Origin of the sequence: Marinobacter sp. ANT_B65 (genome assembly GCF_002407605.1) — a bacterium.
Lineage (GTDB): Bacteria > Pseudomonadota > Gammaproteobacteria > Pseudomonadales > Oleiphilaceae > Marinobacter.
Genome location: NZ_NXGV01000001.1, coordinates 1,272,012 through 1,295,137, shown reverse-complemented (window position 1 = coordinate 1,295,137; position 23,126 = coordinate 1,272,012). Strand labels below are relative to the sequence as shown.

Below are 23,126 nucleotides of genomic sequence, written 5' to 3'. Positions count from 1 at the left end.
AACAGATATTTAAATAATTTCGATACCATGAACACAAAGGATCAAGCAGCATGGTATCGGCTATCACTCATGGCATCATGTCTCGATAATACCACCTTGGATACCACGCTCAAGCGGTGCTTCCCGCTGCCATCAGTTGCCAAACACTGCCAGACATAAAAATAAAAAAGCCCATGAAAACATGGGCTTAAGTATCATTTAATGCCAGTTAGTACCAGCTAGTACCTAACGTGTGATCATTCCCACTCAATGGTCGCCGGCGGCTTGGACGAGACGTCGTAGGTTACGCGGGATATTCCGCTAATTTCATTGATAATACGGTTGGAAACCGTTTCAAGAAGATCGTAAGGCAGGTGCGCCCAGCGAGCTGTCATGAAATCAATGGTCTCAACGGCGCGAAGTGCAACAACCCACTCATATCGACGGGCATCACCAACTACGCCCACAGACTTGACTGGCAGGAACACAGCAAACGCCTGACTGGTTTTGTGGTACAGATCGGCCCTGTGCAGTTCTTCCAGAAAAATGGCGTCGGCGCAACGCAGAATATCGGCGTATTCTTTTTTGACTTCGCCCAGAATCCGCACACCAAGGCCTGGCCCCGGGAACGGGTGGCGGTAGACCATATCGTATGGCAGGCCCAGCTCAAGTCCGATGCGACGGACTTCATCCTTGAAAAGCTCCCGCAAAGGCTCAACCAGCTTCATCTTCATGGTTTCAGGCAAGCCACCCACGTTGTGATGAGACTTGATTACGTGAGCTTTGCCTGTCTTGGAGGCGGCCGATTCGATCACGTCCGGATAGATGGTGCCCTGAGCCAGCCAGTTCACATCTTTAATACGCGTGGCTTCCTCATCGAACACATCAATGAAGGTGTTGCCGATAATCTTGCGCTTTTTCTCGGGATCGCTGACGCCTTTGAGATTAGTCAGAAAGCGCTCTTCAGCATCTGCACGAATGACTTTAACGCCCATGCTGCTGCCAAACATATCCATTACCTGATCGCCTTCATTCAGGCGAAGCAGGCCATTATCGACGAATACACAGGTCAACTGGTCGCCAATGGCTTTGTGCAGCAATGCAGCAGTAACGGAAGAATCTACGCCACCCGACAAGCCCAGCAGCACCTTGTCAGTACCCACCTGCTTGCGGATCTTCTGTACAGCGTCGTCAACAATCTTCGCAGGCGTCCATAGGGCTTCGCAGCCACAGATAGACAGCACAAAGTGCTCCAGAATACGTTTGCCCTGCAGGGTGTGGGTTACTTCCGGATGGAACTGGAGGCCGTAAAGGTTACGTGACAGATCCTGCATGGCAGCAATCGGGGCACTCTCGGTGGACGCCAGCAGCTCAAAGCCCTCAGGCATGGCCACAACCTTATCACCATGGCTCATCCACACATCCAGCAGGGACTCACCGGTAGAAGTCAGGTGATCGGTAATGTCCTGCAACAGAGGGCCCTTGGCGCGAACTTTCACCTGCGCATAGCCAAATTCGCGTTTTTCAGAACTGGCCACACGTCCACCCAACTGCTCGGCCATGGTCTGCATGCCGTAGCAGATGCCAAGCACGGGAATACCAAGATCAAACAGACCTTCAGGAGCACGCGGCCCGCCAAGCTCAGTAACGGATTCAGGGCCGCCGGCCAGCAAAATACCTTTGGGATTAAACGCCTGCAGTTCTTCATCTGTGATATCAAAAGCGCGGACTTCGCAGTACACACCAACTTCACGCACACGGCGGGCAATAAGCTGGGTGTACTGGGAACCGAAATCCAGAATCAGGATACGGTGGTCATGAATATTGTGGGCCATGGAATCCTCGGAAAAAATAAGCTGTGCGACTCCGGTCGGAGCCGCACCCGGGCTGTCTGCTTTTAGCTGACGCGGTAGTTTGGTGATTCTTTGGTGATGGTTACATCGTGTACGTGGCTTTCACGCATACCGGCACCGGTGATACGAACAAATTTGGGATTGGTGCGCATTTCCGGCATGGTCGCACTTCCGGTATAACCCATGGATGCACGCAGACCGCCGATCAGCTGATGAATGATATTGCGCATCGGCCCCTTACAGGCAACACGTCCTTCAATTCCTTCAGGCACAAGCTTCTCGATACCCTTGCTGGCGTCCTGGAAGTAACGGTCACTGGAGCCCTGCCCCATTGCGCCCAATGAACCCATGCCGCGGTATGCTTTGTAACTGCGGCCCTGGTACAGTTCAATTTCCCCTGGTGCTTCATCGGTACCCGCCAGCAGGCTGCCGACCATTACACAATGGGCTCCAGCCACTATTGCCTTGGCAATATCACCGGAAAAACGTACACCACCATCAGCGATCAACGGAATATCACGGTCCGCCAGCGCTTCAGCGACGCTGGAAACCGCAGAAATCTGGGGCACGCCCACACCAGCCACAATACGGGTGGTGCAGATAGAACCGGGGCCAATACCCACTTTCACTGCATCCGCACCGGCATCAGCCAGAGCGATTGCCGCCTCGCCTGTGGCGATGTTGCCACCAATCACCTGCAAATCAGGGTAGTGCTGTTTGATCCAGCGTACCCGTTCAATCACACCACGGGAGTGGCCGTGAGCGGTGTCCACCACAATCACATCTACGCCTGCATCTGCCAGTGCAACAATACGCGCTTCGGTGTCACCGCCGGTACCAACCGCCGCACCCACACGTAAACGCCCCTGGCTGTCTTTGCACGCCAGTGGGTAATCCTTGGATTTCTGGATGTCTTTTGCAGTAATCAGACCCCGAAGCTGAAAGTCGTTATTCACCACCAGAACTTTTTCAATCCGGTGACGGTGCAGCAGCTCTTTGACCTCATCGACACTGGCTCCTTCTTTTACTGTGACCAGTTTTTCTTTCGGCGTCATAATCTGGTGAACCGGTGTACCCATACTGCTTTCAAAACGGATGTCCCGACCGGTGACAATTCCAACCAGCTCGGAACCGTCAACAACAGGAAGGCCGGAGATGTTGTTGGCCATCGTGATTTCAACAAGCTCACGCACTGTATTCTGAGGGCTTACAGTAATAGGATCCTTGACCACGCCGCTTTCGAACTTCTTGACCTTGCGTACCGCTGCAGCCTGCTGCTCAGCGCTCATATTCTTGTGCATGATGCCGATACCGCCTTCCTGTGCCATGGCTATGGCCAGCTCAGCCTCTGTCACGGTGTCCATAGCCGCTGACACCAGCGGTATGTTCAGCGTAATGGTCCGGGTAAGTCTGGTACGCAGATCTGCCTGGTGGGGCAAAACCTCGGAATAACCGGGAACCAGCAGAACGTCATCGAATGTGAGAGCTTCTTCGGCAATTCGCAGCATTGGGATAGGCCTTTTGAACGTGCTAAATTTGAACCTTCCGTGCGGCACCTGAAGGGAAAGAAGGTGCAGCCGCAAAGTAAAATGCGTAATCGGGCTATTATAAAGAGGTGTCGCAGGTCAGTAAACTGCGCTGTTTCCTGTCAAAAACCGCATGCGGTTGAAATTCAAGCACTTTACACTCATTTTTTTCGGCTATTGCGTATACGCCGGTCAGGAGCTTTTGGTGAATCACGTGTTTCAGGATACCCGGCCCAGAGCGCTAACCGTCAGCGAACTGAACCATCAGGCCAGACACCTGCTGGAATCCAGCTTCATGCAAGTGTGGATAGAGGGTGAGTTATCGGGCTTTTCACGGCCTTCGTCCGGGCATTGGTATTTCTCTCTGAAGGACAGCAAGTGTCAGGTGCGCTGTGCCATGTTCCGGGGTATGAATCAACGCATCCGTAGTATTCCGAAGGAAGGCGACCAGGTACGTATTCGCGGCAAGGTCACCCTGTACGAAAACCGCGGCGACTTCCAGGTTATCGTTGAGCATATGGAGCCGGCAGGCCTTGGAGCGCTGCAACAAGCCTTCGAAGAGCTGAAGCGTAAGTTGCAGTCAGAAGGACTGTTCGAAGCTGGCCGGAAAAAACCGGTTCCCACATTGCCAGCACACATTGGCGTTATTACCTCTCCTACCGGCGCGGCCATACACGACATTCTCACGGTTCTGGCACGCCGCTGCCCAGCCATACCTGTCACGCTTTACCCCACAACCGTTCAGGGCCAGCCCGCGACAGCGGAAATCGTAAGGGCTATTGAGCTGGCCCGGGCACATGGAGCAGCTGACGTATTGATCATCGGCCGCGGCGGCGGCTCTCTGGAGGACCTCTGGTGCTTCAATGAGGAAGCCGTTGCACGGGCCATAGCTGACTGCCCTATTCCGACGGTGAGCGCCGTCGGCCATGAGACCGACGTAACTATTGCAGATTTTGTAGCGGATCTGCGAGCACCCACACCATCTGCGGCGGCAGAGAAAGTATCTCCCGACCAGAGTGATATGCTTCGCCAGATCAACGACAGAGAGTTCCGGCTGGCAAATGCCGCCAGAAGAGCCCTGCAGAGACTGACGACAAAACTGGAACACCTCTCCGCACGTTTGCGTGACCCAAGGCGCGAACTACAGGAAAAATCCCAGAGGCTGGACGACCTGGAATTGCGACTGGGCAAATCCATACACCAGCGCCTCGAACGGTCGCAGACAAGCAGTACACACCTGGCCCAGCGACTGGCCATGCAATCCCCTCGCAGACAGCTCGCGGATAGCCGTGAAATAATGGCCCGGTCAGCTTCACAGCTGGACAAGGCCATACAGGGAATCCTGACAAAGCTACAGGACCGTCTGGAGCACACCGCAGGAACACTCAACGTTGTAAGCCCCCTGGCTACGCTGGGGCGCGGGTATGCCATCGTTCGCGACACTCACGGGAATATCATCCGGAATGCAACTGATGTCGCCTCCGGCGACAGGATTTCTGCACGCGTAGCACATGGAACCATCGACGCAAAAGTGACCTCCGTCAAAGTGGACGAAAACTAGCCTGAAAAAACCTGCGAACTAATCCTATGGTCTACTGGATCACTGTCTCAAAGCGCCTAAAGTTGGAATATACGGATAGCAAAACAACAAATGGCACAACGAGGCAGAATGTATGGATTACCACTCAGAGTTCCGGAGATCGATCGACAAGCCGGAAGATTTCTGGCGTGAACAAGCAGGCAAGATCGACTGGACACAAGCACCAGAGACCATCTGGCAAGCCACCGACAACGGCCATGGCCAGTGGTTTCCTGATGGCATGCTCAACACATCCGACATAGCGCTGGACGCCAATGTCCGGGCAGGCCGGGGCGACCAGAAAGCCCTCATATACGATTCACCGGTTACGGGTGCAAAACGCACCTATACGTACAATGAGCTGACTGACGAAGTTGCCCGTTTTGCCGGTGCCCTGAAAGCTCAGGGAATCAACAAGGGTGACGTGGTAATCATCTATATGCCGATGATTCCGGAAGCCGCTATTGCGATGCTGGGTTGTGCCCGTATTGGCGCCGTTCACTCAGTAGTCTTTGGCGGTTTTGCAGCACACGAGCTCGCGGTACGGATTGAAGACGCAAAACCCAAAGCGGTGATTACGGCCTCCTGCGGCATAGAAATCACAAAAGTAATCGAATACAAGCCCCTGGTGGACAAAGCCATTGAGCAGGCTTCACATAAGCCGGATTTCTGCATTGTCTACCAGCGCCCGCAGGCTAAAGCCCAAATGCAAACCGGCCGTGATTACGACTGGAGTGATCTGGTAGCCAGCGCCGAGCCGGCTGATCCCGTGCCAGTGAAAGCAACAGACCCGCTTTACGTGCTTTACACCTCTGGCACCACAGGCAAGCCCAAAGGTGTTGTCAGAGACAACGGTGGGCATGCTGTCGCTCTCAAATACAGTATGAAACTGGTGTATGACGCTAACCCGGGTGACATCTTCTGGGCAGCTTCAGATGTAGGCTGGGTTGTGGGCCACAGTTATATTGTCTATGCCCCACTGTTTGCTGGCTGCACAACGATACTTTACGAAGGCAAGCCGGTCAGAACCCCCGATGCGGGTGCTTTCTGGCGGGTTGTTCAGGATCACGGCGTAAACCTTCTGTTTACAGCGCCTACCGCTTTCCGCGCTGTGCGCAAGGAAGACCCGGAAGCCGATCAGCTTTCACGCTATGACATCAGTTCCCTGCGGCGCATTTTCCTTGCCGGTGAACGCCTGGACCCTCCAACCTACGAATGGCTCCGGGAACACACCAAGCTCCCGGTACTGGATCACTGGTGGCAAACAGAGACCGGCTGGGCCATTTGCTGCAACCCGGTGGGAATCGAGACAATGGAGACCAAGCCCGGCTCGGCGACCGTTCCCTCCCCTGGATATAACGTACAGGTTGTGAGCCTGGATGGCAGTCAGATGCCAGCAGGAGAGCAAGGGCAGATCGCAGTAAAACTTCCACTGCCGCCAGGATGCCTGATGACAGTATGGGGCGATGATCAGCGATTCCAGGACAGCTACCTCAATCCTATTCCCGGGTTTTACAGTTCAGGTGATGGCGGCTTTATTGATGAAGACGGCTATGTCTTTGTTATGGGCCGAACAGACGATGTGATTAACGTGGCAGGCCACCGGCTCTCTACCGGCGAAATGGAAGAAGTGGTTGCCTCCCACCCAGCTATCGCAGAATGCTGCGTGGTAGGTGCGCACGATGAACTGAAAGGTCAGGTCCCACTCGGGCTGGTGCTCATCAAAGACGGCGCTACCATCGACCACGACGAGCTGGAGGAAGAACTTATTGAGATGGTAAGGGATAAAATCGGTGCGATCGCCTGCTTCCGTCGGGCCCTGGTGGTAGACCGTCTGCCAAAGACTCGCTCAGGCAAGATTCTGCGGCGTGTTATCAGGCAGATTGCCGATGGTGAGGAATACGCAGTCCCAAGCACTATCGATGATCCGGCGATCCTTGAAGAGATCAGCGAACAGTTTGGGCGAACCATACTGAAAAAAGTCTAACTTTTTGTTTTTAAAGGATTTAAAAGCATCCAAAAAACATTGACGCCCCCCAAACTCGGTCTATACTGAAATTGCTGTGGAAAATCTTCAGTGCCCCGTGGGGGGAAATCTCAGAAATACAGGAAAGATCAATGTCCGATACAAAGACAGGCAGCGTAAAATGGTTTAACGAATCCAAGGGTTTCGGATTCATAGCTCAGGATGGTGGTAGTGACGTTTTCGTACACTATAGTGCCATTACCTCCAGCGGTTTCCGCACTCTGACAGAAGGTCAGCAGGTGCAGTTTACCGTCACACAGGGCCCTAAAGGTCCGCAGGCGGAAAACGTAACCCCGGTCTGAGGTTATTTTTCGTCCTCTGCCCCTCACGGGAACGAGAAGATAGAAAAAGCCGGCACTTGTGCCGGCTTTTTCTTTTTGAGTTAAGCGGTTATAGCAGTTTCCTGACAGCTTGCTTCATCTGAAGATTCACCTGCCGCCTGGGCTACGGCAGAAAACAGTGCCTGCAAAGTCGCAGAGGTTGTGTCCTCAGCCAACGCTGCCGCACTACAATGCCTGCCACCAGCAGTCAGACGTATGCAAGCCAACGCATTGGCCCGGGTTCCCTCTCCCAATGCAAACTCGTCATAAGCTTCGACGGCTATTGCAAACCCAAAGCGGTCTTGCAGGGCAGCCGAAACTGCTTCTACCGCGCCAAGACCACGGCCTTCAATACGTATGGGGGCCTGCTCACTGCCGAAACTTACCTCAGCAAACACACCCTGATCATCCCTGTGCAAATCGTAAGCACGCAACGCCCAGCCTTCGTGGACCTTCAGGTACCGCTGCTCGAACAAACCGTGGATGGACATTGAATCAATCTCGCCACCGTTAGTCTCCGCAGCTTTCTGAACCAACTTGCTGAACTCAATCTGCAACCAGCGCGGCAGGCTGATGTTGTAATCCCGTTCGAGAACATAGGCAACACCACCCTTGCCCGACTGACTGTTGATACGCACAACCTCTTCGTATCGGCGACCCAGATCAGACGGATCTATTGGCAAGTAGGCAACGTGCCACATATCCCCTTCTTTTCTCCGCGCCAGACACTTGCGGATAGCGTCCTGGTGACTTCCGGAAAACGCAGTGAAAACCAGTTCACCAGCGTAGGGATGGCGCGGGTGAGTCGAAATTTCAGTGCAGGCTTCAACAACATCTGTGATTTCCGCCATGTTGGACAAATCAACCATCGGATCAATGCCCTGGGAATACAGGTTCATGGCCATGGTCACCAGATCCATGTTACCCGTACGCTCACCGTTACCCATCAGTGTGCCTTCCACGCGGTCTGCACCTGCCATAACGGCCAGTTCTGCCGCAGCCACACCACAACCCCGGTCGTTATGGGTGTGGACACTGATACTGAGGTGCTCCCGCCTGCGAATGTTGTCACATACCCATTCGATCTGATCTGCAAACACGTTCGGAGTAGCCATCTCCACCGTGGCAGGCAAGTTGATGATAACCGGCTGCCCTTCATCCGGGCGCCATACGTCGGTTACTGCATCTATAACTTCAACCGCAAAATCCAGTTCAGTACCAGTAAAGCTTTCTGGCGAGTACTGGAATGTCCACTCAGTACCCGGGTTAAGCGCCGCAATATCCCTGACCATCCGGGCACCGTTAACTGCAATATCAAGAATCCCGGCCCGGTCCAGACCAAACACCTGTTCCCGCTGCACCGTTGAGGTGGAGTTATAAACGTGAACAATAGCGCGGCTGGCGCCCGCAAGCGCTTCATAGGTGCGCTCGATCAACTCCGGTCTGGCCTGGGTCAACACCTGGATTCTGACATCGTCGGGAATCCGGTTTTCTTCAATGAGCTTGCGACAGAAGTCGAAATCCGGCTGACTGGCCGCAGGAAAACCGATTTCAATCTCCTTGAACCCCAGTTTTACAAGCAAATCGAACATGCGCTGTTTCTGAGCAACATTCATGGGCTTTACCAGAGCCTGGTTCCCATCGCGAAGGTCCACCGCACACCAGGTGGGTGCTTTTTCAATGACCTTATCAGGCCAGCGGCGGTCTGTTTTTGCTACGGGCCGGAAAGCCGGGTATTTGCGATGATCAAAAGCCATGTCTGTCATTCTCCGTTGCATTGTTCGGGGCTGTGTATCAATAACCTAAAGCTTAACCTGTTCTCTGAAGCAGGTGATTGCTAACTCAAAGTCAAAAGCGTAATTTAAAGGTCATTAATTTCACAAAAATGAACAATCAGACAATTTTATGCCTATAAAGACTCAAACACTCATACAAATCGACAGAACTGACCGGCGTATTCTGGACCAGATACAGAAAGACGCCTCCCTGACCAACCAGCAACTCGCAGAAAAAGTGGGGCTATCGCCCTCACCTTGCCTGAGGCGTGTTCGGGCGCTTGAGGATGCCGGCATCATTGTGCGCACGGTAACCATTCTTGATCACAAAAAACTGGGGCTGTCCCTGACAGCCATTATTCTGATAGGAATGGACCGGCACACGCCTGAACGATTCGCAGCCTTTGAAGAAAAAGTAGGCGAATATCCTGAGGTTCTGGAGTGCTACCTGGTTACCGGCCACGATGCCGATTACATGCTCAAAGTAGTGGTACCGGACATGGACCACTACCACCAGTTTCTGCTCAACCGGATTACCCGGATCCAGGGAGTCAGCGGCGTTCACTCAAGCTTTGTACTGAGGCGTGTCATTGACAGTACGGCCCTTCCGCTGGGGTATTTGTCCTGATGCAGCATTCGCCATCTGTACCTTGTGCTGCATGCTCCGTACAATAACCGACACTTTACGAATTACCCTTCTATGAAACACCAATGAACGGAAACCACGATGCGAGCAAGCCGTTATCTGATTGCAACCCAGAAAGAAACACCGTCTGATGCCGAGGTTATCAGCCACCAACTGATGTTGCGTGCCGGTATGATCCGGAAACTGGCCGCAGGCCTTTATACCTGGCTGCCCATGGGCCTGAGAACACTGCGTAAAGTTGAGCGGATTGTTCGCGAAGAAATGGACAAGAATGGTGGCCAGGAAGTTCTGATGCCAGCCGTTCAGCCAGCAGAGCTCTGGCAGGAATCCGGGCGCTGGACCCAATATGGCGGAGAACTGCTGCGGATGAACGACCGCCACGGCCGTGAATTCTGCTTTGGGCCCACCCACGAAGAAGTGATTACCGATCTGGTCCGTAATGAGCTGAAAAGCTATAAAGAACTGCCAGCTAACTTCTATCAGATTCAGACCAAGTTCCGCGACGAACGCCGCCCCCGCTTCGGGGTAATGCGCGCCCGGGAGTTCATCATGAAGGATGCATACTCTTTCCATGTGAACGCAGAGTCTCTGGATGAAACCTATCAGGAAATGCATCGAACCTACTGCGCCATTTTTGACCGTCTCGGGCTGGATTACCGCCCGGTGCAGGCAGACTCGGGAGCAATTGGCGGCAATGCATCTCATGAATTCCACGTGCTCGCCTCTTCGGGCGAAGACGACATAGTGTTCAGTACTGACAGTGATTACGCGGCCAACATTGAAAAAGCTGAAGCTGTGGCGCCATCCGGCGAACGTGCTGCACCGGCTGAACAACTGCAGGAAATTGCAACTCCGGATCAGCGAACCATTGAGGCCATTTCACAGTTCCTGAATATCGAAGCCACTCGTACGGTAAAAACACTGCTGGTGAAGGCCCAGGCCGACGACGAAGGTAATGCCGGACTGATCGCTCTGATCCTGCGTGGTGACCATACACTGAACGAGATCAAGGCAGAAAACCTTGAAGGCGTTGCAGAACCTCTGACCATGGCCACCGACGAAGAAATCGAGGCGGCGATCGGCTGTAAGCCCGGCTCTATCGGCCCTGTAGGCCTGAAGCTTCCCGTTATCGTAGACCGCAGCGCGGCTCATCTGGCTGATTTTGTATGTGGTGCTAACCGGGAAGGCTACCATCTGACCGGCGTCAACTGGGAACGGGACCTGCCGCTGGGCCGCGTTGAAGACATCCGTAATGTTGTTGAGGGCGACCCCAGCCCCGACGGCAAGGGTACGCTGGAGATACGCCGAGGCATTGAAGTCGGTCATATCTTCAAGCTCGGTAACAAATACAGCACTGCCATGAACGCCACGGTACTTGATGAGAATGGTAAAACGGTGATTATGGACATGGGCTGTTACGGAATTGGCGTCTCCCGCATCGTAGCTGCATCAATTGAGCAGAACCACGATGAAAAAGGAATCATCTGGCCCGATTCCATTGCTCCCTTTCAGGTGGCCATTGTTACACTCAACGCCCATAAAACACCCTCGGTAGCAGAGGCTGGCGAGAAGCTCTATGAGCAGCTGAAAGAGGCTGGCTATGACGTGCTCCTGGATGACCGCAAAGAGCGCCCGGGAGTGAAATTTGCTGATATGGAACTGATCGGGATCCCCCACCGGTTTGTCATTTCTGATCGTGGCCTTGCAGCCGGCACGCTGGAATACAAAGGACGCAGGGACGCTGAAAAACAGGATATTGCAATAGAGGACGCGCTGCCGCTTCTTGCCAAGGCATCGCCCCGCACAGGGCTGTAGACTATAAGGCAGGCGGCTGGGTGTTCAATCGTGAACAGTCAGCCGCCTACAACTCCAGGCTCCATGTCGAGAGTCACACCAAAGCGTTTCTGCACTGACTGGCGAATATCCGAAGCCAGTTCAAGCACATCCTGCCCTCTACCATCCGAATGATTGATTAACACCAGCGCCTGACGATTATGAACACCTACCCGGGCATTACGATATCCCTTCCACCCACACTGGTCTATCAGCCAGGCCGCCGCCAGTTTTACTGAGTTTTCCTGAGGGTAACCGACGATATCCGGGTGTGCCGACTGCAGTTCAGTAAATTGCCCGACAGACACAACAGGATTTTTGAAAAAACTGCCAGCGTTCGGAATAATCTCCGGATCCGGCAGTTTTCGGCGACGGACAGCCATCACAGCCTCGGCAACCGCCAGAGCATTCAGATCCGGAGAACGCGACTCACCCAGATACTCCTCAAGGTCCCGATAGCCCAGTTGCAAGGGCTTATCACGGGACAGGCGCAATCTGATTTCGGTAATGATGTAACGCCCAGGCGATCGTTTGAACAAGCTGTCACGATATGCAAAGCAACATTCCGCGTTATCAAGGCATACAAGCTCGTTGGACTCGAGATCCAGAGCTGTTACAGAAACCAGCGTATCGCACAGCTCAACACCATAAGCGCCTATATTCTGAACAGGAGCAGCGCCGGCTGTACCAGGTATCAGTGCCAGGTTCTCAACACCCCGATACCCTGCTCTGGCCGCATACAGCACCGCTTGATGCCAGTTTTCACCAGCGCCTAAGACCAGTGTTGCACCAGTACTATCAACCCGCTCCCAGCAACGCGAAGCCATCTTCATACGAATAACGAGGCCGTCGAAATCACCGGCAAAAACCAGATTACTGCCACCGCCGAGCACCAGTATTTTGTGCCCCCTGGCTTCAGCCCATGACAGGGCAGCGCGTAAATCGTCCAGGCTGCCGACATCCAAGAAAAACCGGGCAACTGCCTGTACGCGTAACGTATTAAATGCTGAAAGCCCAACATTTTCCTTTAGTTTTTCTGAAAATTCGGCCTGCTGCCTCACGCCATACGCTCCTGAATATCACGGAGCAAACCTTCACTTGCATCTTCAATCAGGTCAAGCACCCGCTCAAACCCGTCCTCGCCACCGAAATAGGGATCAGGAACTTCAACGAGATCCGATTGACCATACTCGAGAAAAAGTGTCGGCTCTGTACCTCCATTCTGGTGCCAGACATCCTTCACATCCGCAAGGTTTTGCCTATCCATCACGACCACATAATCGAAGATGTCCAGATCCACTTCCGTAAACTGTCGGGCCTTGAGTGCGCTGATATCGATATCACGCCTCCCGGCTGCCTCCATCGACCGGGGATCAGGCCCCTTGCCTATGTGCCAGTTACTGGTGCCGCAGGAATCGATGTGAATCTGCTCCTCCAGCCCGGCCGCCTCAACCATCTTGCGAAACACGCCCTCCGCGGTCGGCGAACGACAGATATTACCCAGACAAACAAAAAGCACACTTGCACGGATACTCATGCCCCGTGCGCTCCCCTTTTAATGGATTTGACCATCCACTCCCTGACTCGCTGCAAATCTTCTTCAGTATCAACACCTGCCGGTGGGGTACCCGCAGCTACCTCAACATGAATCCGGGCGCCGTTATAAAGAGCCCGAAGCTGTTCCAGCGATTCCGCCTGCTCTGTTGGTGCAGGTGGCCAACTGACAAAACGGCTGAGCACACTGGCACGATATCCATAAATACCGATATGACGAAAATATCCGGCACCATCGTTCAGGGCTGCGCCAGCACTGGGCGCCGAAAGAGTATCTTGACCTGTTTCACTCCAGTGATCGCGCGCCCAGGGAATGGGCGCCCGGCTAAAGTAGTGAGCCATCCCTTCTAGATCAAAAACAACCTTTACAACGTTGGGATTGAAGACCTGCTCAATGTCGTGAATACGCTCGCAGAGTGTTGCGATGGCTGCTTCAGGGTAGAGATCGAGATTCTCGGCAACCTGGTCTATCAACCGCGGCGGGATCAAGGGTTCATCACCCTGAACATTAACAACACGATGATCCGGATCCAGCCCGAGTTTGCGTACAACTTCTTCCAGGCGATCGGTACCGCTTACGTGGTTGGGCGACGTCATAACCACTTCGGCGCCGAATGCTTCACAGGCAGACTGGATACGCGGGTCGTCCGTTGCTACAACAACCCGGCTCGCCCGGCTTTCAGATGCACGTTCACAAACGTGCTGAACCATAGGCTTGCCGACAATATCCCGCAGTGGTTTACCAGGCAACCGGGTGGAGGCATAGCGGGCCGGAATCACAACCGTAAAAGACATGGGGTTTCGATCCTGCAGGGAGCTGATTCAGTTTTTGTGAAGGCGTTCATCTGTGGAGAGAGTGCGGGCCTCAGTAGCCAGCATGACAGGAATACCTTCGCGAATGGGAAATGCAATGGCATCCTGATAGCAAACCAGTTCAGTTCTGGCTTCATTGAGCTTCAGGTCACCTTTACAAACCGGGCAGGCCAGCAGGGCCAAGAGTTTTTTATCCATAATACAAATCTCTCTGACAGTTAAGAGGTTGACGGTCCGGAGCAGGCTCGCAGCTTTTCAAGGACAGCCTCTGAAAACGTCTTTGGCAACTTTGCTTCGACGTGCAGCACCCAGGCATTATCGGGTGCAAAGCCTCTGCACTTAACCCCGTCCTTGGCCGTCATCACCAGCATCTGGTCAGAATCGGTACCAAGATCTTCCGGGCGAAAATGATGGTGATCAGGAAAAGGCACTGCCGTCACCTTTGCCCCCAACTCTTTGAGTGTATCGAAAAAACGCCCCGGATTACCGATACCGGCTACTGCACGAACTCGTTTGCCTTGGAGGCTTTCCGGGGCTCTGACTTCCCCGCCCCCCAGGTTAACAAGACGTGTTGGGACAAGATTCATGGTGTAGATATGTGGGTGCGTAATCCCCCCTGGCCCCTGCGTTGGAACCCGGTCTTGTCCATCGTCTGGAGCGGCGCCATTTACAATAACAAAATCTACACTGTCCAGCCGACTGACTGGCTCGCGCAGAGGCCCTGCCGGAATCAGAGCGCCGTTCCCGATGCCCCGTGCGCTATCAAACACCGCCAGTTCAATATCCCGGGGCAAGCGATAATGCTGCAACCCGTCATCGCTGATGAGCACGTCGCCCAGGGCATTATCCAGGGCAAACGCCGCACCCCGGCAACGGTCCGGATCAACCACTACAGGCGCACCGGTTGCCTGAGCCAGCATAACCGGCTCATCCCCTGCAAGTGATGGCAAGGTATCCTCTGTTACCAGGAGTGGGTAACCGGATGCTTTACCGCCGTAGCCGCGACTAAGAATCACCGGCCGCCAGCCAGCAGCCCGGATTTCATCTACAAGCCAGCCTGTTAGCGGGGATTTACCGGTACCGCCTGCGGTGATATTTCCAACAACCAAAACAGGTACCGGTAACGCCCGTGCGTGCATATTCAGGGCATTACGTCTCCTGGATTCAGCTACCGCCCGGTAAAGCCAGGAAAATGGCAGCAGAATAGCGAGCGGGCGGCCTTTTCCATACCAAAGGCGCTCTACGAGGGAGGTCATGAATGCTCACTGAACTGCATCTGATGCAGTTGGGCGTAGACACCATTACTGGCAAGAAGGTCCTTATGGGACCCGGATTCCACAATGCGTCCATTATCCATGACCAGAATCCGGTCGGCCTTCTCAATGGTCGAGAGTCTGTGGGCAATCACAAGCGTCGTCCGGCCCTGGATAACCGTTTCAAGCGCTTCCTGGATATGGCGTTCCGATTCAGTATCCAGTGCGGAAGTGGCCTCATCGAGAATCAGGACAGGCGCGTCTTTGAGCAACGCTCTTGCGATTGCAAGACGTTGACGTTGGCCGCCGGAGAGCATCACTCCGTTGTCTCCGATCACGGTATCCAGACCATCCGGCATACGATCGATAAACTCCAGGGCATGGGCTTTTGCTGCCGCCTCGCGAATTTCTTCCCGGCTGCAGTCCCTAAGCGCACCATAGGCAATATTGGCAGCGATAGAATCGTTAAAGAGCACAACATTCTGGGTAACCAGTGCAATCTGGGATCTGAGTGCCTTGAGGGAAAAGTCCTTAAGCGAACGCCCGTCAATCCGGATATCACCGCCCGTATATTCATAAAATCTTGGCAACAGGCTAACCAGTGTTGATTTTCCACTTCCAGAACGCCCCACCAGAGCCACGCTTTGTCCTGCCGGAATTTCAACAGATATCCCCTCAAGAACATTGTCGAGTTGATCACGGTAGCGGAAAGCCACTGCGTCAAACTCGATGGCTCCCTCTACACGCTCAGGCGCATAAGTTCCAGGGTCCTGCTCAGGGGCTTCGTCAATGGTCTCAAACACATCGTACGCGGCTGCCACGCCCTTCTGAATCTTGGCGTGAACTGACGTTACCTGGCGAATAGGTTTCGCCATGGTGGTGGCGGCTGTAATAAAGGCCACCAGCTGCCCCGTTGTCATCTCTCCCCGTATCTCCGGCGACAACATGGTCCAGACAAGCGCAGCAATGGCAACTGCCACCAGCGTCTGAATTACAGGAACACTGATAGCCTGGGTAGATGCCATCTTGAGACTTTGCTTTAGATTTCTGTCATTAACCTTTTGAAAGCGTTGCTTTTCATACTCAATACCACCAAAGGTTCGAACTACCCGATAGCCGGCAATGGATTCAGATGCCACATGAGTAATATCGCCCATGGAGCCTTGAATACGCTGGCTGATTTTACGAAAGCGCTTGCTCGCATAGCTGACAACAGCCGCAATCAACGGCCCTACCGCAAGGAAAACCAGCGTCAGCTTCCAGTTTGTGTAAAGCATGAACCCGAGCAGGCCCAAAATTGTAAGGCCTTCCCTCAAGGTAATGGTGATGGCGTTAGTCGCAGCTTCCGCTACCTGCTCTACATTGAAGGTAAGCTTGGACACCAGCCTTCCGGCGGCATTTTCGTCAAAGTAACGGGATGGGAGTGTCATCAGCCGGTTAAACACGTCGTTGCGGAGCGCATTGATAACCTTTCGCCCAACATAACTGATGAAATACTGGCTCATGAACGTACCAAGGCCCCGGAACGAAAACACTGCGATGATCAGAAACGTCAGTAGCAACCGGTTCTGATCCGTAGGGTTTTCGATGGCGGCAATGACATATTCCATTGCCGCTGCCATGCCGGTGGAGGCCGCCGCATAGATAACATTACCGACGACAGCCAGAGAAAAAGCTAACCAGAATGGTTTTACATAAGCCAGCAGCCGCTTGTAGGTTGGCCAGGTCTCGCCAGATTTGACATGTTCAGGGTCAGGTAGCGATCCGGCTTGACTCACTGGCTATCGGCCTCACGTTCAGTGGTAATACTCAGGCGCGAGAATCCCAGGCGACCGGCAACGTCCATGGCCCTGACTACGTACTCATGCGCGGTTCGGGCATCTGCAGTGATGATGAACGGAAGAGCTGTATCACCTTCGGCGAGCTCACTAACCCCGCGTTCCAGCGTCTCACGACGGTTATTAACCAAAGCCTTGTCATTAAGAACGTACTGACCCTCTGCGTTGATCACTACGTCTATCTGCTTCACCTCCGCCGGTGAAGCTGGCTCACCACTGGCTTCAGGCAGTTCCACCTGCAAATGGCTTTCCCGTGTAAAGGTCGTAGAGACCATAAAGAAAATCAGCAACAGGAAAACCACATCGATCAGCGGCGTCAGATCTACACCAACTTCCTGACTTCTCTGGCGTGTGAACTTCACAGCGTTCAGGCCCCTTCCACGTCGATTTCGCGATCACCGTGCACAACTTCAACCAGTTTGATGGCTTCCTGCTCCATACCAACCACAAGCTCGTCTACCCGCCGGATAAAATAGCGATGACAGATCAGTGCCGGTATCGCGACACTCAGGCCCGCAGCTGTAGTGATCAGAGCCTCGGAGATGCCGCCAGCAAGGTTGCCGGCATTACCAACACCCGCAAGCTGGATTTCAGCAAACACCTTGATCATACCTATGACAGTCCCGAGGAGACCAAGCAAAGGGGTTATTGTCGCAACGGTGCCCAGCGGATTCAGGAAACGCTCCAGATCATGAATGACCTGGCTGGCTTCATGCTCAATACTTTCTTTCATGATCTCACGGCCGTGTTTCGCATTCATCAAGCCGCCAGCGAGAATGCGGCCCAGCGGTGAAGAGGCTTGCAGCGCCTTCAGCTTACGACCATTAAGCTCTTTTTTCTTGATCCACCGCCACAGTTCATTGGTAGTCTGAGGCGGCGCGACCCGGGATACCCTCAGCGTCCAGAAACGCTCCAGTATGATCGCAAGCGCCAGAATGGAACAGGCAATAATTGGCACCATCAGAATGCCACCAGCTTTCAACAGCTCGAACACGCTTGATCTCCCTGATTGTTTACAAGCGGCGCTACTTTAGCATAGCTTCCGTCATAGGCCACACCCACTATGTCACGGTATTTTACACTGATCTCTGGCAAGCCCCGGACCACTTATCCAGAAGGGACTCTGGTGTCGTGATTCCCGGACCTGAACAGTTCCATCAGTTACTGACATAGTAAGAGCACCCGAGCAGGCAGTGCTATATGCCTTTGCTCCTTCCTCACGGTAACGGGCCGTTACCCCCGGGTGAGGATGACCGTATCTGTGCCGGTATCCTGCCGTGTAGATCACCCTGTCCGGGCCAAGCGTACGGACCCATAAATCAGAAGACGATGTTTTGCTGCCATGGTGAGGCGCAATAACAACCATCTCCCGGGGCGGGTTCGCCAAAACCCTTGCCTCGATGGTCTTCAGGTAGCCGGGCTCTACCGAAACCGTTATATCGCCCGGAAAGACCCACTCAACCCCCGCATTTTCATACCGGGCGGTCAGGACGCAGGAGGCATCATTACCTTCCTGCATCCCATTTGCCTGCCAGAAGTTAAGCTGAACCTCGTTTGCCAGTTTGCCGTCACCAGCGCAGCTCTGAATACTGACCGGTTTTCGCACCCCTTCTCCACCCCTCAGGCCCAGCTTTTGATGAATAGCCTCAGGCTCACCTGTAACTATCCGGCCAACCTGAAACTTATCCAGGAGCAGAGAAAGGCCTCCGGAGTGGTCGTTATCTGCATGACTCACAACCAGGGTGTCAATGCGCCTGATGCCCAGCGCTCTGAGGTTTGGCAGAATTACCGACTCTGCTGCGGAAAAAACACCGTCCACTTCAGGCCCTGTGTCGTACAGCAACACCTTGTTGCCTTCCCGCAACATCCCTGACAAGCCCTGCCCGACATCCCATACCCACACTTCCGGCCTGGAGACCCAGGGATTACCAGTCTCAGCGGGAGACCTCGCCATAACAACCCAGGCCAGCACAAGAACTGTCGCAGTAACGCGAAACACCCTTATCGGGATAATGATGATAAACAGCACCAGCAGACCAAAGGCAAAAATTTCCGGGACAGTTCCTTCAAGCTCTGGCCAGCTTATGCCTGCAACCCATTCGAGAAAACGCCACATCACATCAAGCGTCGCATCCATTATCGGAATAACAGAGTTAGATATGCGGGGAAAAAGGGCAAGCGTTAACCCGCCCGCAATCAATATGGGCATCACCACGAGCGATACCCAGGGAACAGAAACAAGATTAGCCAGCAATCCGGCAACCGGCTGACCCTGGCCTGTTAATTCAAGTAGAGGCCAAAGCCCCGAAAACACAGCTCCCTGAGCGAGAACAAGACCTGCGAGCCAGCCGGGGCCGCTCAACCTGCCTGCGAAGACACAGATCAGAACCGAAACCGCTCCAAATGACAGCCAGAAGCCCTGATCCAGCGGGGCAAAAGGATCAAGGAACAGCACCAGTCCGAGAGCCACAACGATAGACTGCCAGGGGGATACCTGCCTTGCCATCAGTAGCAGCCAGCCTCCGACAGCAACCATCACGAGCGCCCTCCGGGTAGGCACCGTAAAACCGGCAGCCAACGCATAGAGTGTGCAACATATGATGACCGTCAGGAATATCATAAAACGCACAGAGCTCTCACTCATACGGCAAGAGGACAATGTCAGCAGAAGCCGGCGAGCCACAAAACCTGCGCCCAGAGCCACCAGCCCGAGGTGAAGGCCCGAGATAGCGACCAGATGAATGGTGCCTGTAGCCTTGAACACGTCCCAATGCCCGGAAGACAGATGCCCCCGGTTTCCGATCAGCAGAGAAGCAATCAATGGATGGTACCGGGCATCAGCGAACTGCTCGTCGACCCACTGCGCCAGCCCTGTGTGCAAACGATGATACTGGCATGGCAGCGAACAGCGTACGGAAGGGTCCGGAACCGCACTACGCACGCTTCCTGTTGCCCGGTAGCCTTTTCGGAACAGCCAGTCCTCGTAGCGAAACCCTTCTGGATTCAGAGTGCCATGAGGCCTTTTAAGTACCACTTCCAGGCGTAATCTGTGCCCCGGAAGCCCGCCGACAGGCTGACCATACCAGGCCAGACGCAACTTTTCCGGCAGTGCATCATGCTGCCCGGGGGTCAGTAAACTCCCGTACCATCGGGTTACACAAAAGCTGAAGCGAGTGCTGTTGAAGCTGCCGGCCGCAGGAAGGTCACATACGTAACCGGAAACGAGGAGTTTTTCACCCTCAAGGCCCGCTGGAAGCCTCTGTTCAAGGCGTTCGTGAGCCCACAGACATGCCCACAAAAGACCCAGGGAAAGACCAAAAAAAGACACTCGAAAGACCAGGAACAGAGGCCTCCGAATGCGCAAAAACCACAACAAAGCTGGAAGTGCGAGACCAGGCAACCACACTGGAGGTGGCAACACCGCCAATCTATAAAGTAAGATGACGCCGCAGGAAAAAGCGAAAACGCCCAGTATTGCAAAGCGCACTGAAGAATTTCCGGACAATCCTTGTCCTCCCGATGACTCAACCCGTCGGCGATTCCTTGGCGCCGGAGTTTCATTCGACCTGAAAGTAGAGCTTCCCAATGCCAAAGAAGTTCATGAAACGCTATCTGCCATCACCTGAGAAGGTACAAGCGATGCAATCGCTTGGTTTTCTTGGCGATATCCTTAATGAACCCAACCTTTGGCACATCAACCGTCACAGTGTCGCCCGGGCGTTTCTGATTGGTGTCTTTTTCTGTTTTATCCCGATGCCATTCCAGATGCTGGCCGCAGCCTTCTTTGCCATCTGGTTCAACGCAAACCTGCCTTTGTCGGTAGTGCTGGTATGGATCAGCAACCCCATTACCATGCCCCCCATGTTTTATTTCAATTACAAGGTAGGAGCCTGGGTGCTCAACCGGCCGGTCTTGAGCTTCGATTTCCAGCTTTCATGGTCGTGGATCAGTGAGCGGTTGCTGGATATAGGCATTCCACTGTATCTGGGCTCACTGATGGTCGCCACAGTATCCGCTTGTCTGGCTTACCTGGTAATACAATTTATCTGGCGCCGGAAAATCCGCACCGACTGGCAGTTACGCCTCCGTGCGAGAAGAGAACTCCGGCGCTCATCACACGATCAGACCTCCTGAACCAGCCTGCCCTGCTCCAACCTCAATACCCGCCCGAGACTCCGGGCCATCTTCATGTCATGGGTAACCATCACAAACGCAATTCCCAACTGATCACGCAAGGACTCAATGAGGTCTCGCACGCCCTCACCCGTGTGTTCATCAAGATTACCGGTCGGCTCATCCATCAAAACGCAATCGGGTTCATTCACCAATGCGCGAGCAATAGCAACACGCTGACGCTCGCCGCCAGAAAGCTCACCAGGCTTATGCTCCAGGCGCTCAGCAAGCCCGACTTTCTGTAAAACTGATTGCGCCCGGGACCGCGCGCCGGCGACAGCCATACCCCCAAGCACACAGGGCATCATAACGTTCTCAAGAGCAGTGAATTCAGGCAACAGATGATGGAACTGGTAAACAAAGCCCAGATGCCGGTTACGAAAACGCGCTCGCCCGCCCTCAGACAACCGGTGAATATCCTTACCACAAATTGCGATATGCCCGGACGAAGGCTTGTCCAGTCCGCCAAGAAGGTTCAGCAGGGTTGTTTTACCAGCGCCACTGCTCCCTACAATCGCAACGGTTTCACCCGCAGTAACCTCCAGCGAGATATCAGAAAATATCGTGAGCTCTTCGGGCCCCTGGGTATAGGTACGGGTAACCTGACGACAGTCAATTACCAGGGGAATATCCTTCATGGCACCCTTTTCCTTATTCATAACGCAGAGCCTCCGCAGGATCCACCCGTGACGCTCTCCACGCCGGATATATAGTTGCCAACAGGCTTAGCGCAAGGCCAGAGCCACTTATGATGGCCACATCCTGCCACTGCAACTGAGAAGGCAGATAACTGATAAAGTAAACATCAGCACTCAGAAACTTGTGGCCGAGCACCCCTTCAAGCCATGAAATAAACGCGCTGATATTAACCGCACCAAGGATACCGAGCGCAGTACCGATCAATGTTCCAAAAATCCCGATGACGGCGCCCTGGACAATAAAGATCCTCATAATACGCCCGGGTGTTGCCCCCATAGTGCGCAGAATCGCAATATCCGCTGTCTTGTCCGTCACCACCATGACCAGGGTAGACACAATGTTGAATGCGGCAACGGCCACAATAAACATCAGCAACAGCCCGATCATGGTTTTTTCCATGCGAATTGCCTGGAAAAGGTTTCCATGAGTACGGGTCCAGTCAGAAATATAGTAACGGCCTGAAAGCCCTCTCGCCGCCTCTTCTGCAACCTTGGGCGCGGCAAAAAGATCATCCACCAGCAGCCTGACGCCCTGGGCCTTGCCACCCGTTCGCATCAGCTTGGCAGCATCATCCATGTGAACAAGCGTGTAATTGCCATCGAGTTCGGCGCCTACGCTGAAAATACCCTTCACCGTAAATCGCTTGAGTCGTGGCAAGACCCCTGCCGGCGTTACTGTGGCTTCAGGCAAGACAACGGTCACTTTGTCGCCCAACTGCAAACGCAGACTGGCCGCCATGGTTCGGCCAACGATGATCCCGAATTCGCCCGCAACCAGGTCGTCCAGCTTGCCTTCAATCATGTGATCTTCAATGATGGATACTGTGCGCTCCTCCTCAGGCAACACGCCATTGAGCATGACTCCACGCACCTCACCACCACCAGTGACCATGCCCTGCCCCTGAATAAACGGAGCGGCGGCAAGAACCCTTGGGTGCTGCTGCACCTGAGCATCCACCGCTTCCCAATCCTCCAGCGGCCCACTGCTCTGGATAATGGCGTGGGGTACCATTCCCAGAATTCTCTGTTTAAGCTCGCGATCGAACCCGTTCATGACTGAAAGCACGATGATCAGCACTGCAACACCAAGCATCAGCCCGATCATGGATGTGAGAGAGATAAACGAGATAAAGTGGTTACGCCGTTTGGCTGCGGTATAGCGCAAGCCGATACAAAACGATAAGGGTCTGAACATGAAGAGGTGCCTGTTGCTACCTTCGGGTCAATCGTGGTCTGGAATTCCCAACAGCCATTCAGCGC

The 23,126-nt window shown here is 53.9% G+C and carries 20 protein-coding genes; 6 read left to right on the top strand and 14 right to left on the bottom strand.

The genetic code is table 11. The features are described 5' to 3' along the window. Positions 1–236 precede the first annotated feature (236 nt). Both guaA and guaB read right to left on the bottom strand, forming a co-directional pair. A complete protein-coding gene (guaA, locus tag CPA50_RS06080; protein ID WP_096781532.1) occupies positions 237–1,814 on the bottom strand; it encodes a glutamine-hydrolyzing GMP synthase in 1,578 nt (525 codons plus the stop codon). A gap of 62 nt (positions 1,815–1,876) precedes the next feature. Beyond that, positions 1,877–3,340 (bottom strand): IMP dehydrogenase, encoded by a 1,464-nt coding sequence (gene guaB, locus CPA50_RS06075; protein WP_096781531.1) that lies wholly within the window; start codon positions 3,338–3,340, stop codon positions 1,877–1,879. Positions 3,341–3,560: 220 nt separating this feature from the next. Between guaB and xseA the strand changes: the two genes are divergently transcribed. The 3 genes from xseA to CPA50_RS06060 all read left to right on the top strand — a co-directional run bounded on the left by xseA (position 3,561) and on the right by CPA50_RS06060 (position 7,265). Then, positions 3,561–4,919, top strand: coding sequence for an exodeoxyribonuclease VII large subunit (xseA, locus tag CPA50_RS06070; protein ID WP_413772142.1), 1,359 nt, complete (start codon positions 3,561–3,563; stop codon positions 4,917–4,919). Positions 4,920–5,031: 112 nt separating this feature from the next. Next, positions 5,032–6,924, top strand: a complete 1,893-nt coding sequence (locus tag CPA50_RS06065) for a propionyl-CoA synthetase (RefSeq protein WP_096781529.1) — start codon at positions 5,032–5,034, stop codon at positions 6,922–6,924. Positions 6,925–7,055: 131 nt separating this feature from the next. Next, a complete protein-coding gene (locus CPA50_RS06060) occupies positions 7,056–7,265 on the top strand; it encodes a cold-shock protein (protein WP_096781528.1) in 210 nt (69 codons plus the stop codon). 80 nt (positions 7,266–7,345) lie between these two features. Here CPA50_RS06060 and leuA read toward each other — a convergent pair whose 3' ends face one another. Then, positions 7,346–9,040, bottom strand: a complete 1,695-nt coding sequence (gene leuA / locus CPA50_RS06055) for a 2-isopropylmalate synthase (RefSeq protein WP_096781527.1) — start codon at positions 9,038–9,040, stop codon at positions 7,346–7,348. A gap of 148 nt (positions 9,041–9,188) precedes the next feature. Between leuA and CPA50_RS06050 the strand changes: the two genes are divergently transcribed. Both CPA50_RS06050 and CPA50_RS06045 read left to right on the top strand, forming a co-directional pair. Next, positions 9,189–9,686 carry an Lrp/AsnC family transcriptional regulator gene (locus tag CPA50_RS06050; RefSeq protein WP_096781526.1) on the top strand — a complete coding sequence of 166 codons (498 nt, stop codon included), beginning with the start codon at positions 9,189–9,191 and terminating at the stop codon, positions 9,684–9,686. A gap of 99 nt (positions 9,687–9,785) precedes the next feature. Further along, complete coding sequence (locus CPA50_RS06045) at positions 9,786–11,519, top strand: proline--tRNA ligase (RefSeq protein ID WP_096781525.1); 1,734 nt, start codon at positions 9,786–9,788, stop codon at positions 11,517–11,519. Between the two features lie 38 nt (positions 11,520–11,557). On the opposite strand, the gene murB is transcribed toward CPA50_RS06045, so the two are convergent. From murB to CPA50_RS06000, 9 genes are all read right to left on the bottom strand, one after another. Then, on the bottom strand, positions 11,558–12,598 hold the full coding sequence (gene murB / locus CPA50_RS06040; RefSeq protein ID WP_096781524.1) for a UDP-N-acetylmuramate dehydrogenase: 1,041 nt from the start codon (positions 12,596–12,598) through the stop codon (positions 11,558–11,560). Then, positions 12,595–13,074 (bottom strand): low molecular weight protein-tyrosine-phosphatase, encoded by a 480-nt coding sequence (locus CPA50_RS06035; RefSeq protein WP_096781523.1) that lies wholly within the window; start codon positions 13,072–13,074, stop codon positions 12,595–12,597. Before CPA50_RS06035 ends, murB begins: the two co-directional genes overlap by 4 nt. Beyond that, on the bottom strand, positions 13,071–13,886 hold the full coding sequence (gene kdsB / locus CPA50_RS06030; RefSeq protein ID WP_096781522.1) for a 3-deoxy-manno-octulosonate cytidylyltransferase: 816 nt from the start codon (positions 13,884–13,886) through the stop codon (positions 13,071–13,073). Before kdsB ends, CPA50_RS06035 begins: the two co-directional genes overlap by 4 nt. Positions 13,887–13,913: 27 nt before the next feature. Then, positions 13,914–14,102, bottom strand: coding sequence for a Trm112 family protein (locus CPA50_RS06025; RefSeq protein WP_096781521.1), 189 nt, complete (start codon positions 14,100–14,102; stop codon positions 13,914–13,916). A gap of 20 nt (positions 14,103–14,122) precedes the next feature. Next, entirely contained in the window at positions 14,123–15,160 is a 1,038-nt protein-coding gene (gene lpxK, locus CPA50_RS06020; protein WP_096781520.1) for a tetraacyldisaccharide 4'-kinase, read from the bottom strand. Beyond that, complete coding sequence (gene msbA, locus CPA50_RS06015) at positions 15,157–16,935, bottom strand: lipid A export permease/ATP-binding protein MsbA (protein WP_096781519.1); 1,779 nt, start codon at positions 16,933–16,935, stop codon at positions 15,157–15,159. Before msbA ends, lpxK begins: the two co-directional genes overlap by 4 nt. Beyond that, positions 16,932–17,357, bottom strand: coding sequence for an ExbD/TolR family protein (locus tag CPA50_RS06010; protein WP_096781518.1), 426 nt, complete (start codon positions 17,355–17,357; stop codon positions 16,932–16,934). Before CPA50_RS06010 ends, msbA begins: the two co-directional genes overlap by 4 nt. Before the next feature lie 5 nt (positions 17,358–17,362). Beyond that, the gene (locus CPA50_RS06005; protein ID WP_096781517.1) at positions 17,363–17,989 is read right to left on the bottom strand and encodes a MotA/TolQ/ExbB proton channel family protein; all 627 of its coding nucleotides are present in this window, start codon (positions 17,987–17,989) and stop codon (positions 17,363–17,365) included. A 72-nt stretch (positions 17,990–18,061) separates the two neighbouring features. Next, positions 18,062–20,482, bottom strand: a complete 2,421-nt coding sequence (locus tag CPA50_RS06000) for a DNA internalization-related competence protein ComEC/Rec2 (protein WP_264753989.1) — start codon at positions 20,480–20,482, stop codon at positions 18,062–18,064. Between the two features lie 98 nt (positions 20,483–20,580). Here CPA50_RS06000 and CPA50_RS05995 point away from each other — a divergent pair, with 98 nt between their 5' ends. Continuing rightward, positions 20,581–21,129: a DUF2062 domain-containing protein gene (locus CPA50_RS05995; RefSeq protein WP_096781515.1), complete on the top strand. Its 549-nt coding sequence runs from the start codon at positions 20,581–20,583 to the stop codon at positions 21,127–21,129. Here the strand turns inward: CPA50_RS05995 and lolD are convergent. Together lolD and CPA50_RS05985 are read right to left on the bottom strand one after the other, a co-directional pair. After that, positions 21,117–21,806, bottom strand: a complete 690-nt coding sequence (gene lolD / locus CPA50_RS05990; protein WP_227519584.1) for a lipoprotein-releasing ABC transporter ATP-binding protein LolD — start codon at positions 21,804–21,806, stop codon at positions 21,117–21,119. The two genes, CPA50_RS05995 and lolD, sit on opposite strands and share 13 nt — an antisense overlap. Before the next feature lie 13 nt (positions 21,807–21,819). Then, positions 21,820–23,061, bottom strand: a complete 1,242-nt coding sequence (locus CPA50_RS05985; protein ID WP_096781513.1) for a lipoprotein-releasing ABC transporter permease subunit — start codon at positions 23,059–23,061, stop codon at positions 21,820–21,822. Positions 23,062–23,126 lie beyond the last annotated feature (65 nt).

What these genes read in the sequence shown, in the direction of transcription:
- guaA (WP_096781532.1), bottom strand. Translation starts at nt 1,814, where the DNA reads ATGGCCCACAATATTCATGACCACCGTATCCTGATTCTGGATTTCGGT.
- guaB (WP_096781531.1), bottom strand. Translation starts at nt 3,340, where the DNA reads ATGCTGCGAATTGCCGAAGAAGCTCTCACATTCGATGACGTTCTGCTG.
- CPA50_RS06065 (WP_096781529.1), top strand. Translation starts at nt 5,032, where the DNA reads ATGGATTACCACTCAGAGTTCCGGAGATCGATCGACAAGCCGGAAGAT.
- CPA50_RS06060 (WP_096781528.1), top strand. Translation starts at nt 7,056, where the DNA reads ATGTCCGATACAAAGACAGGCAGCGTAAAATGGTTTAACGAATCCAAG.
- leuA (WP_096781527.1), bottom strand. Translation starts at nt 9,040, where the DNA reads ATGGCTTTTGATCATCGCAAATACCCGGCTTTCCGGCCCGTAGCAAAA.
- CPA50_RS06050 (WP_096781526.1), top strand. Translation starts at nt 9,189, where the DNA reads ATGCCTATAAAGACTCAAACACTCATACAAATCGACAGAACTGACCGG.
- CPA50_RS06045 (WP_096781525.1), top strand. Translation starts at nt 9,786, where the DNA reads ATGCGAGCAAGCCGTTATCTGATTGCAACCCAGAAAGAAACACCGTCT.
- CPA50_RS06035 (WP_096781523.1), bottom strand. Translation starts at nt 13,074, where the DNA reads ATGAGTATCCGTGCAAGTGTGCTTTTTGTTTGTCTGGGTAATATCTGT.
- kdsB (WP_096781522.1), bottom strand. Translation starts at nt 13,886, where the DNA reads ATGTCTTTTACGGTTGTGATTCCGGCCCGCTATGCCTCCACCCGGTTG.
- CPA50_RS06025 (WP_096781521.1), bottom strand. Translation starts at nt 14,102, where the DNA reads ATGGATAAAAAACTCTTGGCCCTGCTGGCCTGCCCGGTTTGTAAAGGT.
- lpxK (WP_096781520.1), bottom strand. Translation starts at nt 15,160, where the DNA reads ATGACCTCCCTCGTAGAGCGCCTTTGGTATGGAAAAGGCCGCCCGCTC.
- CPA50_RS05995 (WP_096781515.1), top strand. Translation starts at nt 20,581, where the DNA reads ATGCCAAAGAAGTTCATGAAACGCTATCTGCCATCACCTGAGAAGGTA.
- lolD (WP_227519584.1), bottom strand. Translation starts at nt 21,806, where the DNA reads ATGAAGGATATTCCCCTGGTAATTGACTGTCGTCAGGTTACCCGTACC.
- CPA50_RS05985 (WP_096781513.1), bottom strand. Translation starts at nt 23,061, where the DNA reads ATGTTCAGACCCTTATCGTTTTGTATCGGCTTGCGCTATACCGCAGCC.